Consider the following 12,228-nt stretch of genomic DNA (forward strand, 5'->3'; position numbering starts at 1 on the left):
CACCGCGGTGTCTCGACAGCAGAAGGCCCGGCATTGCCAGGCCTTCTGTCTGCCTGCCGGATCAGCGGAACCGATAGTCCAGCTGTACCCAGTATTGGCGGCCATAGGGGTCGTAGTTGCCGACCGGGTAGAACGGCCAGCCGCCACCGTTCCTGTCCGCCGGCGGGCGGCTGTCACGCAGGTTGTTGACGATCACGCCCACCGACAGGTTCTCGCCGAACTGGCGGAACACGCTGGCGTTGTAGGTCATGTACGGCGCGATGCGGCCACTGCCATCGGTCTTCGGCAGTGAACCGAAACGATTGCCGTACAGCGTGGTGGTCCAGTCTCCCTGGTTCCAGGTGATGCTGCCATTGGCCTTGCTGCGCCACTGGTAATCATCCAGCGAATTGCGGATGTCACGCTCCGGATCATCGGCGAACTGCCGGTACGTGTGCTCCAGCACCACGGTGTAGGCCAGGCGCGTGGTGAAGCGGCCATAGCGGCCGGCATCGAAACGCCAGTTGCCCTTCAGGTCCAGGCCGCGCACCGATTCGGAGGCCGCGTTGATCGGGTTGATCAGCACGCGGGTTACCTGGTCCGGCTGCACCGTGGCATTTGACGGGTTGCGGATCACCCGCGACAGCGCGTCCTGGCACAGCGGTGAACCGATATCGCGCGCTTCGCCACCCAGCGTGCGGCCCAGGCGGCAATCGGCTTCATCACGCAGGATGCGGCTGGTGTCGAGGCTGGTGACCTCGTTGTCGATGCGGATGTCGTAGTAGTCAGCACTGAAGTCCAGCCCGGACAGCGGCGACCAGACCACGCCGAAACCATAGGACTTGGCGGTTTCCGGCTGCAGCTGTGCGTTGGCACGGTTGCTGTAGTCGATCGACAGGCCGTTGTAGTCGCAGTTGTCGTACGACTGGCCTGCGGTGCGGCAGCGCCAGTAGTCGGTCATGCCCGGGTTGTAGCCGCGGGTCTCGGTCGCGAACACATAGTTCATGTCCGGCGCACGGAAGCTGGTCGCGGCAGAGCCGCGGATCAACAGGCTCTCGATCGGGCGGAACTCGACGCCGAAGCTCCAGGTCGCCTTGCCGATGTGCTCGCCGCCTGCGCGGTACTGGTCGTAGCGGCCGGCCAGCGTGGTGGTCAGCGATTGCAGCAACGGCAACTGCAGTTCAACGCCGGCCGCATAGCGGTCACGATCACCGCCGGCACCGATACCGGCGCTGGTGTTCCAGAACTCGCCGGTGCCCAGCCGCGGGTCCGGGCGGTTGCGGTAGCCCTGGCTGCCGGCCTCGACCACTGCCGCCAGCGCAGCATCGCCGCCCGGCAGTGCGAACAGGCGGCCATTGACACTGGCGCTGAAGGTCTGCAGCCACGCCGCGTTGCGGCTTTCCTGGTAGCCGGACAGGCCCTCGTACTCGTTCGGAGTCAAAGGCTTGAACAGGCGCACCGGGTCCGGCGCATAGACCTCCACGCCATTGCGCACGCCCAGCTTCGGGCCCAGCAGGTACTCGTTGATGCCGGCCAGCAGCACCGGGCGACGGGTGCGGTTCTCGTAGCGCGAACGGCTGTAGACCGCCTCGTAGTCCCAGCCGCTGTCGCCGATCTGGCCGCGTGCGCCCACGTTGAACGACCACGAGTTTTCCAGGAACCGGTTGGCATTGCGCGGCAGGCCACCGATTTCTTCCGGCGCGAAGCGGCGGTACCAGCTCTCCAGGTTCCCGCTGTTCTGGTTGTAGAAGTAGTTGCGTGACGACGTCCAGGTCGGCGCGCGCGTGTTGTTGTAGATGCGCGCGCTGCCCACGGCGACATCGGCGAACAGGTCGGTGGTCTCGTTGAGGTGGAAGGTCGCCAGGCCATAGCCGTTGAGGTTGCGCTTCTCGGTCTGCACCGTCCAGTAGCTGGCCGCGGCCTCGTTGCTGCCGCAGTACCAGCCCAGGCGCGGGTTGCTGGCACGGAACACGCTGCCGCCATAAATATCCGACGCTGCGTCGCAGCCGCTCACGCCCGGATCGATGTTGCGGCCGGTGGCGGCGTTGCGACGGTAGGCGATCGCCGTTGCCTGCGGCGCCTTGCCGGCCGGATCATCGTCCAGCGAATCCATGAAGTCGCGTTGGCGCGCGTGGATCGCCTTGCGCACATCGAACTCGAAGCCGAACAGCGCATCCCAACGCTCGCCGGAACTGCCGCCCACCACCTGCGCGCGCTGGTTGTCACCCCCGCCCTGCTGGGTGCCGCCGGCGCGCACGTTGACGTCCACGCCTTCAAAACGGTCCTTGAGGATGATGTTGACCACACCGGCAATGGCGTCGGACCCGTACACCGCCGACGCACCAGCAGCCAGCACTTCGATGCGCTCGATCAGGGCGCTGGGAATGTTGGCCAGGTTGACCACGTTCACCGAGCCCTCGTAGGCCAGCGGGTAGTCGGCCTGGCGGCGGCCGTTGACCAGCACCAGCGTGCGGTTCGGACCCAGTCCGCGCAGGTTGATGGTGTTGGCGGCCGGGGTGAAGGTATTGCCGAAGTCCTCGCCCTGCACGTTGCCGGTGTTCTCGGTCAACGCACTGAGCGCGTCGAAGGCATTGCGGTAGCCCTGCGCGTCAATCTGCTCGCGGCTGATCACCGTTACCGGCGACGGCCCTTCGACGCTGGCACGCGGAATGCGCGAGCCGGTGACCTTCACTTCCTGCAATGTGGTGGGTGCGCTTTCCTGCGCGAAGGCCGGCAGCGAGACCAGCATCAGGGACGACAGCGCGAGCACCAGCGGACGCGGGCGCAACGCCTTGTGGGAGGCGGACATGGGCTTCCTGGGGGAGTGGGCGGGTGGTACGGGGGAGCCGTGGCCTGTGCGGCACATAACGATCCCGTAACGAAAGTGTCCTGAATGGGTGGTTTCAACGGAAATGACCAGCCCTGATGGGCTTATGCCTGAACCGAATCAGAAGGACCCACGGCACCGCCACACTTTTGCAATGAATTGCATGGTCTGGCGCTTTTCCGATACGCATCGTGCATGGATGACCAACCGCGCCACCTACACCCACCTCGCCCCGCTGCGCCCCGTCCTTCGCCGCCACCTGCTGCACCTACAGGCAACGCCCATCACCCTGCGTTCGTTCCAGCGCACCGATCTGCCGCGCTGGCGCACCTTCGACGACCGTCGCCAGCGCGGCCAACGGCCGTCCTACGGCATTGATGAAGAGGCCCGCTTCCTCGCCAGCGTCCATCGTTCACGCCTACAGGAAGACAACGATCTGCTGGTACTGGGGGTGTTCGACGACGCGCAGGGCATCCTGCACGACCAGCTGCATGTCCGCCTGCAGTCGCTGCATTCGCGCTGCGCAGAACTGCAGTCGCTGCAGCACCGCAACGCGCATCCACAGGCCACACTGCGCGCGCTGTGCCCGTTCCTGTTCGACAATGTCGGCCTGCATCGCATCTTCGTCCTACTGCCGCCGGGTTGCACCACCCCTTTCGCCCAGGCACTGCAGGCCCACGGCTTCATGCGCGAAGGCATCCTGCGCGACTACCACCTGGATGCCGAGGGATGGCATGACCGCCAGCTGCTGGCGCTTACCGCGCCGGCGTGGCGCAGCAATCTGCAACGGATCGGCTAGCGCACCCGCTCCAGTGCCGCACCCGCGCCGGTCAGCACCGTGCAGGCATGGTCCTGCAGTTCTTCGCCGCTGGCATCGTTGCCGCTGGCGGCATCCACGCGGGTGGTCAGCAGGATGAAGCCGGGGCCGCCCTGCACGTCATCGCGTCCGGCCACCACCAGGCTCCACTGGCCCACATCGCCCACGCCACTCAAGCCATAGGCCAACAGGTTGAGCGGATTGGCGGTCATTTCTGCACCGGGCAACAGATAGGCCTGGTACTGATGCCCGCGCAGAAGCACCGGCAACGGTGACCAGCGTGGCCCCAGGGTGCCGGCGTGTGCATCCAGGGCCTGCAACACGTCCGTGCGCAGGCAATCGACATGGATATGCAACTGGTGCTGCGACCGTCCGTGCGGTGAGTTCAGCGCCAGGCTGGCCACGTTGCGCGGCAATGGCTGGCCCAGGGCCTGTTCGGTGCGCGCGCGCGCCTGCCAGGCGGCCGCGAAATAGTTGGGCGCCCCACGCTGGTAAAGACCGCGGCTCTCGATGCCACTTACCTTGTCCAGCGGCATCAGCAGGAACTGGTAGTCACCGTGTGCATCCTTGACCAGCACGTCACGGCGGCCGGCCGCCGTCTCCACCCGCAGGCAGCTGCCGCGCGGGCCGTCAGCTGCCTGGCAGTCACGCTCGATCAGGCGCCACAGTGCATCGGAATGGGCGGGCGGCGGAGGCGCGCTCGCACAGGCGGACAACAGCAGCAGGGGCGACAGCAGCAACGGGCGCAGGGACACGGCGGCGACTCACGGAACAGGCACGGCAGGCGGCGCCGCGCTGCATTCTAGCCAGCGCGGTGCTGCAATCAGTAGGTGCCGAACGGCACTTCAACCACGATCGGGGCCACGCCCTCGCCCGCCTGCAAGGTGTAGCGGTCCAGTGCGCCATCATCTTCGGCGTGCGGCTGGCGCTGGAAATGCAGGGAATAGCGGTCATCCCCCAGGCGCACGGCACTGCCATCGGCCTCCAGCGCGGCACCTTCGGGAATCAGCAGCCCACCCAGGTCGCTGTAGGCCCCCGGCACATCGGTGAAACCATAGTCGGCCAGTTCATCCACGCGCTGCATCGCATAGACATGCGGCAGGTAGGGGCGTGCCGGGCTGCGGCCATTGCTGAGGTCGGTCACCCAGGCCTGTGGCAGGTGGTATTGCTCGCGCAGTGCGGCCACGCCCAGCGACGGGCTGGCCACCTGCAGGCAGCACACCGCGCGCTTGCCCTCACGATCGACAATGGCGAATCGATCGCCGCGGGTGGCGGCCTGCGGCAGCATCGCGAACGCCAGGTTGCGCTGGGCGGGTGCGTAGCCTGCCTCGGTCTGCAGGTTGCGCCAGGCACCGAACACCGGCGCTTCCGCAGCGGCGTCCGGCGCCGGCTCGATGGCAGAGGCGGCAAACGCCACGCCCAGCACCGACACTGCCAGTATCCTTCTCGCCCTGCGCTTGTCGCGCAAACTGCCTGCCGTCATAGCGTATCCAACATCTGCACCGGAATGGCCCGGCCTGCCCGCTGGCGTGCTGCCAGCCATCCCTGCCACTATGCAATGACCACGCTGTGCCGGCAATGACCGGAGTGCTGACGCCTTTCGCGCGACGGGTGCTATCGTTCCGCCCATCTTCCCCGCGCAGGAGCGCTCGCATGTCCGCCTTCCGTCTGTCCCTGTTACTGCCTGCGTCGGCCCTGCTGCTGTCGGCCTGCGTCAGCACTCCTGGCCCGCAGGTCAAGGGTACCGGCCACTGCGATGCCAGCCAGCTGGGCTGGGCGATCGGCCAGCCGGCCAACGAACCCAACATCCGCCGCCTGTCCAGCGAGAGCGGCGCCGGCCTGGTCAACCCGATCGGCCCCAGCACCATCACCACCAAGGACATCCGCCAGGACCGCCTGCGCGTGTTCGTGGACAAGGACAACATCATCACTTCCACGCGCTGCGAGTAGGCGCTGCAGAGCCGTGCCCAGCTCGGCTGCGCTTCCGTGACAGCCGAGCGCAGGCTCGGCTCTACAGAAAACGCGAGTCGAGCATGGCTCGACGCTACAACTCAGGGCTCGGTGTAGCCGGCGCAGTCCGGCAGCGCCTGGTCGGGGCGGAACACCCCATCACTGAAGCGGAACAGCCGCGTGTAGCTGCACGCCGGGTCCTGCTCGGTGCGCAGATCCTTCTTCTTCAGCGGCCCCTTGGCCAGTGAATCCTCGAAACGTGAAACGCCGGCCGGGAACCGGGTCGCCACCGTCTGGTAGCGCAGCACCGGCATGCCCTGGGCAGCCGTGTCCAGCGCCAGCTTCGCCGAGAAGCCGTACTCGTCGTGGCAGGCGCCTGCGCGCTGCTTGCTGTCCTGCTCGCTGAAACAGGCTCGGATCATCGCATTGCCCAGCCATGGCACGGTCAGCACGTCGTCGTCCACCTGGATGTCGTCCTGCAGGTGGCGCACGCGTGCCAACTGCAGCGTGGACGCGTCGGCACCTCCACCGGAGTACATGGTGCTGAACTTGACGATGCCGCCCACCAGCACATTCTGGTGGGCGCGCTGCTGCGGGTCGGTCACCGCTTCATCGCTGCCCACGCCCGGCGCCAGCCGCACGATCCACGGCCACAGTGACAGGTCGGCTTCCTGCGGCACGTCGATGCTGACGTGGTAGGTGTGTGGCTTGCCCTGGCCCTGCACCTTCTCAAGCACTTCCAGCACGCTCGGCCGGTCACCCTCCTCGGCAACCGGCTGCACGCGCACGCACCAGGTGCCGTCCCGCGTGCAGTCATAAAGCCCCGAAGGTCCGGTCTCATTCGCGATCAGCACCTGTCCCAGCGGCTCCATCACGTTGCCGGCCGCGTCGCGCTGCTGCGGCAGGATAGAAGACTGGGCCAGCACCAGCAGCGGGGTCGCCAGCAGTGCAGCGCACAGGGCGGCGCGGACGGAAATGGAATGCATGGGTGGCTCCTGTGGCTGGGGTTCCGATGGTAACCGCTGCCCGGGCGACGTCGAACTGCTCGACTTGGCTTTTGTAGCGCCAAACCCTGCTCGACTGCTTGCCATCCGACATCAGGCGAGCGCCGGCCCGGCTCTGCATCATCCGCAGTCGCAGTTCCCCCAGCCCTTGGCCTTTGACGTCTGGCCGATACCGGGATTGAACGTATTGCTCGGGTCCAGCTGCCGGTAGAAATCCGCCAGCGCCGGCTTGGCCGGGTACAGGTGGCCGACATTGTGCTCGGCCGGATACTCGGCACCACGCTGGTCCAGCAATGCCCACATCGAATGCTCGATCGCCATCGGGTCTTCACCCTTGCGCGCGATGTAGTCCTGGTGGAACACGTGGCACAGGAAGTGCCCGTAATACAGCTTGTGCAGCAGGCGGGCGTCGATATCGGGTGGCAACTGCTCGAACCAATCCGCATCGTCGCGGCGCAATGCGATATCCAGCGCGACGATGTCCTGCACCTGCTCACGATGCACTTCGCGATAGCGGACTGCCGCACCGGCCACCGCGAAGCGATGCAGGAACGCCTTGCGCCCCTCCTCGGCCGTGCAGTGGAAATAGCCGCCTTCGTGCCCGGCGAAGAACCCGCGCAGCCAGGTTTCGGTCGCCGCCGCGTCCTGCGCGGAAACCTTCAGCAACAGGTGATGCTCATAGCGTTGCCGGAACTCGCCCATGCGCTTGGGCAGGTGCGAGGGCAGCAGGCCGGTCAGCACCTGCATCACCCGGTCGGTCACCCCCCGCAGGCCCAGCCGTTCGAACCAGCCATCGATGCGGCTCTTCAGCGCGAACGCCGCGGGCACACGGGAGGTACCGAGTCGATCGATCAGCAGGAAGCTGTCCTTGCCGTAGCGCTCGCCGATGTCATAGGCATCGCGGTGGATGTACTCACCGGCAATCGGCAGGCGCTCGAAGCCGGTCAGCAGCTGGCGACGGATCGCGGTGAGGCTGTCGGTGCGGTTGCTGCCGATATAGAAGACCTCGGCAGCCTCCTTCTCGAAGGTGTCCAGGCGCACCGCGAACACCGCCAGCTTGCCCGCGGACCCGGCCGCCTCGAAGTGGCGGCGGGGATCCGCATTGAAACGCGCCGGGGTATCGGCGTCGACCTTGCGCACTTCGTCGGCGTAGCGCGGATCGGAAGCCGCACGGCCGTCGCCATCGCCCACGTCGGCGGCCGTGTAGTCACCGGCCTGCAGGCGCTGCAGGATCTGCTCGGGCGTATCACCCAGCGCGATGCCCAGATGGTTGACCAGCTGCAACTGGCCCTGCGCATCGACCTTCGCATACAGCGCCAGCTCGGTGTAGGCCGGGCCACGTCGCACCAGCGCGCCACCAGAGTTGTTGCAGATGCCGCCCAGCACCGAGGCACCGATGCAGGACGAGCCGATCACCGAATGCGGTTCGCGACCCAGCGGAGCCAGCGTCTGCTCCAGGCGGTCCAGCGTGGCGCCGGGCAGGCACAGCACTTGGCGGCCTTCGTTCAACAACTGGATGCCGGTCAGGCGCAGCGTGCTGACCAGCACGATCGGCCGTCCATAGTCATCGCCATCCGGGGTCGAGCCGCCGGTCAGGCCGGTATTGGCCGCCTGCAGGATGATCGCCGCCCCACCCTGCACCGCCGCCTGCAGCACGCGCCACAGTTCCAGCAGCGTACCCGGGCGCACCACCGCCAGCACTGGGCCATCGCCGAAGCGGTAGCCGCGACGGAAGCGCCGCGTGGCCTTGTCGCTGGTCAGTACATGGCGATTGCCGACCGCATCGCGCAACTGTGCCAGCACGGCGTCGTAGCCGCTCATGGCAGGCTGACCAGCGAATCGCGGCCGATGTCGGCGATGCGGCGCGCACCGGTCAGGGTCATCGCCACGCGCATTTCCTTGCCGATCAGGTCCAGCAGGTTGGCCACGCCGACCTCGCCCTGCGCGGCCAGCGCATAGATGAAGGCGCGGCCCAGCAGCACGGCATCGGCCCCCAGTGCCAGCATGCGCACCACGTCCAGGCCGGTGCGGATGCCGGAATCGGCGAGGATCTTCAGGTCGCCCTGCACCGCATCGGCGATGGCCGGCAACGCACGTGCGGTGGACAGCACGCCGTCCAGCTGGCGGCCACCGTGATTGGAGACCACGATGCCATCGGCACCGAACTTCACCGCATCACGCGCGTCATCCGGGTCGAGGATGCCCTTGATCACCATCGGGCCCTTCCAGAACTCGCGGATCCACTCCAGGTCCTTCCACGAAATGGAGGGATCGAAGTTGCTGCCCAGCCAACCGATGTAATCCTCCAGCCCGGTGGGGTTGCCGCGGTAGGTGGAGATGTTGCCCAGGTCATGCGGGCGGCCGAACAGGCCCACGTCCCACGCCCAGTGCGGATGGGTGATGGCCTGGCCGATACGGCGCAGCGAGGCATTCGGGCCGCTCATGCCCGAGTGTGCATCGCGGTAGCGCGCGCCCGGCACCGGCATGTCCACGGTGAATACCAGCGTGGTCACGCCTGCGGCCTGCGCCCGCTCCAGCGCGTTGCGTATGAAGCCGCGGTCGCGCAGCACGTACAGCTGGAACCACATCGGCCGCTGGATGGCCGGTGCCACTTCCTCGATCGGGCACACCGACACCGTGGACAGGGTGAATGGAATGCCACGGCCGTCGGCCGCGCGCGCCGCCTGTACTTCACCGCGCCGCGCATACATGCCGGTCAGGCCGACCGGCGCCAGCGCCACCGGCATCGCCAGTTTCTCACCGAACAGCTCGGTTTCCAGGCTCAGGTCGGACATGTTGCGCAGGATGCGCTGGCGCAGCGCGATGTCGGACAGGTCGGAAACGTTGCGCTTCAGCGTGTGCTCGGCATACGCGCCGCCATCGATGTAGTGGAACAGGAACGGCGGCAGCCGGCGTTCGGCAGCAGCACGGTAATCGGTGGAGGCGGAGATGATCATGGGGTCAACCGTGGGGGGAAGGCAGGCGCGAGGCCCGCGCGCGCCGGGCTTCGTTGTCATCGAGAGTGCGCAGCGTGGTGTGCACGAACTCGAGGTGGGCATGCGCGGCGGCGCGCGCGCGTTCGGGATCGCCGTCCAGCACCGCGTCCATCATCTCGCGGTGCTGGTCGGACAACGGCGAGAAGGTCCTCGCCGAGGTGTAGAGCTTTTCGCGGCTCTGCGAGATGTTGGTCTGAAGCAGTTCGAACAGGCCGCGCATCACCTGCAGAAGGACCAGGTTGTGCGAGGCCTCGGCGATGGACAGGTGGAAGGCCGCGTCGGCCTCGGCTTCGCCGGTGGGGTCGTCCTTGCCGTGCGCGTCCATCATGGTCTGGAAGGCCTGCGCGATGCGCGTGCGGTCCTCGTCAGTGGCACGCAGCGCCGCATGCCAGGCGGTGGCACCTTCCAGCGCGTGGCGGATCTCCAGCACGTCGAAGCGGTATTCCGGGTCGCCCTGGAACAGCGGCAGGTACGGCGCCAGCGGTTCATCCAGCGCCTGCCGCGCGCGTGCCGCAGGCTCGGCCACGTAGGTGCCGCCACCGACGCGTGCGGTCAGCAGGCCCTGGCTGGCCAGCTGCGCGATGGCCTCGCGCAGCGCGGTGCGCGAGACCCCCAGCTGCACCGCCAGGGTGCGCTCTGCGGGCAGCCGGTCACCCGGCTGCAGCCGTTGTTCCTGCACCAGGCCGCGCAGCTGCGCGGCCACCTTGTCCGAAATACGTTGCGTGCTCATGGCGTCATTGTGGCCCGAAGCGCGCAGCGGGTGGTCGGCCAGCCGCGCATGGCTCAGGGAATCATCCAGGTCAGCCAGTAAGCCTGGGCCAGGGTGATCAGGCCGACCATCGTGGTGAAGATCAGGCTGTGCTTGACCGTGAAGCGGAACAGATCCGACTCCTTGCCGGCCAGGCCGACCGCCGCGCAGGCAATGGCGATCGACTGCGGCGAGATCATCTTGCCGGTGACACCACCGGTGGTGTTGGCCGCCACCAGCAGCACGTCGGACACGCCGATCTGCTGTGCTGTGGTCGCCTGCAACGCCGAGAACAACGCATTGGACGAGGTGTCCGAGCCGGTCAGGAACACGCCCAGCCAGCCCAGGAACGGTGAGAAGAACGGGAACGCGTCGCCGGTATGCGCCAGCGCCAGGGCCAGCGTGGCAGACAGTCCCGAGTAGTTGGCGATGAAGGCGAACGCCAGCACCATGCCAATCGAGTAGATCGGCATGCGCAGCTCACGCACGGTCTCGCCGAAGGTCTGCAGCGCCGAACGGCCCGGCATGCGCAGCGCGATGATGGCAATCACCCCGGCCAGGATGATCGAGGTACCGGTGGCCGAGAACCAGTCGAACTTGTAGACGGCGTCATAGCTCAGCGGCGCATCCACGATCGGTGGCATCTTCTGCACCAGCTGGTCCAGGCCTGGCACCGGGATCTTCAGCACCCAGCCTTCCAGCGGGCCATCCGCCGCGAACAGCGATTTGAACGGCTTGATGCTCCACAGCGTGACCATCGCGGTGAGGATCAGGAACGGCGACCATGCCCTGGCGATCTGGCCGACGCTGTGGCGCGGTGCCTCCAGCGCCTGTGCGGCCGCCTCGGCGCTGGTTTCGGTGTCGAAACGGAAGATCCGTACCGGCTTCCAGCGGCGCAGGAACAGGGTCAGGCAAACCAGCGACGCCAGCGAGGCGGTGATGTCCGGCAGCTCCGGGCCGATGAAGTTGGAGGTCAGGTACTGCGCGATGGCGAACGAACCACCCGCAACGAGCACCGCCGGCCAGGTCTCCTTGATGCCGCGCCAACCATCCATGATCGCCATGATCCAGAACAGCACGATGATGGTCAGGAACGGCAACTGGCGGCCGGCCATCTGGCCGATCTCGAATGCGTCCAGGCCGGTGACCTGCCCGGCCACGATGATCGGAATGCCCATCGCGCCGAACGCTACCGGCGCGGTGTTGACGATCAGGCACAGGCCAGCGGCATACAGCGGCTTGAAGCCCAGCCCGACCAGCAACGCTGCGGTGATCGCCACCGGCGCACCGAAGCCGGCCGCGCCTTCCAGAAAGGCACCAAACGCGAAACCGACCATCAGCATCTGCAGGCGCTGGTCTTCGGTCACCGACAGGATCGAGGCGCGTATGATGTCGAACTGTCCGGTCTTGACCGAGACCTTGTAGAGGAACACCGCGCCGATGATGATCCACGCGATCGGCCACAGGCCGTAGACGAAGCCGAAGCCAGCCGCGCCCAGCGCCTGCGGCAACGGCATGCGGTAGAACAACAGGGCCACGCCGAGTGCGATGGCCACGGTGATCGTGCCGGCCAGCCAGCCCTTCATGCGCAGCACGGCCAGGGCAACGAAGAAGAACGCGATCGGCAGCAGCGCGATCAGGCTGGACAACCACAGGTTGCCGGCGGGGTCGTACAGGTGTTGCCAGGGCTGCATGAAGACTCTCGACTGGGGGCGGGTTCACCACCGCAGGGGTGGGTGGTCGTTGGCCCCATCATTATTGGTCATACCGATAATGAATTGCGAAGCCACTGGACGCAGATTGAACCGACGATTGCGCGAAGATCCTATTAGACCATAGGGTTAGAATGAATTATTGGTACGACCATTAAGCCAGTTGAGACAGTGGCGCGTATCCACCACACTGGA

Annotated in this window: 10 protein-coding genes; 2 read left to right on the plus strand and 8 right to left on the minus strand. The window is 66.7% G+C overall.

From position 1 onward, the window contains the following. Positions 1-61: 61 nt before the first annotated feature. Complete coding sequence (locus KXV01_RS09655) at positions 62-2,788, minus strand: TonB-dependent receptor (RefSeq protein WP_111096586.1); 2,727 nt, start codon at positions 2,786-2,788, stop codon at positions 62-64. A gap of 181 nt (positions 2,789-2,969) precedes the next feature. Between KXV01_RS09655 and KXV01_RS09660 the strand changes: the two genes are divergently transcribed. Then, entirely contained in the window at positions 2,970-3,605 is a 636-nt protein-coding gene (locus KXV01_RS09660) for a GNAT family protein (protein WP_049414571.1), read from the plus strand. On the opposite strand, the gene KXV01_RS09665 is transcribed toward KXV01_RS09660, so the two are convergent. Both KXV01_RS09665 and KXV01_RS09670 read right to left on the minus strand, forming a co-directional pair. After that, positions 3,602-4,378 (minus strand): CDP-diacylglycerol diphosphatase, encoded by a 777-nt coding sequence (locus KXV01_RS09665; protein ID WP_111096585.1) that lies wholly within the window; start codon positions 4,376-4,378, stop codon positions 3,602-3,604. The genes KXV01_RS09660 and KXV01_RS09665 overlap by 4 nt on opposite strands. Before the next feature lie 68 nt (positions 4,379-4,446). Beyond that, on the minus strand, positions 4,447-5,106 hold the full coding sequence (locus KXV01_RS09670) for a hypothetical protein (protein ID WP_049414568.1): 660 nt from the start codon (positions 5,104-5,106) through the stop codon (positions 4,447-4,449). Positions 5,107-5,276: 170 nt separating this feature from the next. Here KXV01_RS09670 and KXV01_RS09675 point away from each other — a divergent pair, with 170 nt between their 5' ends. Further along, entirely contained in the window at positions 5,277-5,573 is a 297-nt protein-coding gene (locus KXV01_RS09675; protein WP_049414567.1) for a hypothetical protein, read from the plus strand. A gap of 101 nt (positions 5,574-5,674) precedes the next feature. Here the strand turns inward: KXV01_RS09675 and KXV01_RS09680 are convergent, their stop codons facing one another. The 5 genes from KXV01_RS09680 to lldP form a co-directional block, all read right to left on the minus strand. Further along, the gene (locus KXV01_RS09680) at positions 5,675-6,559 is read right to left on the minus strand and encodes a hypothetical protein (protein ID WP_049438369.1); all 885 of its coding nucleotides are present in this window, start codon (positions 6,557-6,559) and stop codon (positions 5,675-5,677) included. Between the two features lie 138 nt (positions 6,560-6,697). Beyond that, the gene (gene dld / locus KXV01_RS09685) at positions 6,698-8,398 is read right to left on the minus strand and encodes a D-lactate dehydrogenase (protein ID WP_111096584.1); all 1,701 of its coding nucleotides are present in this window, start codon (positions 8,396-8,398) and stop codon (positions 6,698-6,700) included. Next, positions 8,395-9,534 (minus strand): FMN-dependent L-lactate dehydrogenase LldD, encoded by a 1,140-nt coding sequence (gene lldD, locus KXV01_RS09690; protein WP_263467737.1) that lies wholly within the window; start codon positions 9,532-9,534, stop codon positions 8,395-8,397. The genes dld and lldD overlap by 4 nt, the downstream gene beginning before the upstream one ends. Positions 9,535-9,538: 4 nt before the next feature. After that, the gene (gene lldR, locus KXV01_RS09695; protein WP_049414563.1) at positions 9,539-10,303 is read right to left on the minus strand and encodes a transcriptional regulator LldR; all 765 of its coding nucleotides are present in this window, start codon (positions 10,301-10,303) and stop codon (positions 9,539-9,541) included. A 53-nt stretch (positions 10,304-10,356) separates the two neighbouring features. Then, positions 10,357-12,015, minus strand: a complete 1,659-nt coding sequence (gene lldP / locus KXV01_RS09700; protein ID WP_111096583.1) for an L-lactate permease — start codon at positions 12,013-12,015, stop codon at positions 10,357-10,359. Positions 12,016-12,228: the final 213 nt, after the last annotated feature.

Origin of the sequence: Stenotrophomonas sp. Ps181 (assembly GCF_025697425.1) — a bacterium.
In the GTDB taxonomy this organism is placed as follows: Bacteria; Pseudomonadota; Gammaproteobacteria; order Xanthomonadales; family Xanthomonadaceae; genus Stenotrophomonas; species Stenotrophomonas sepilia.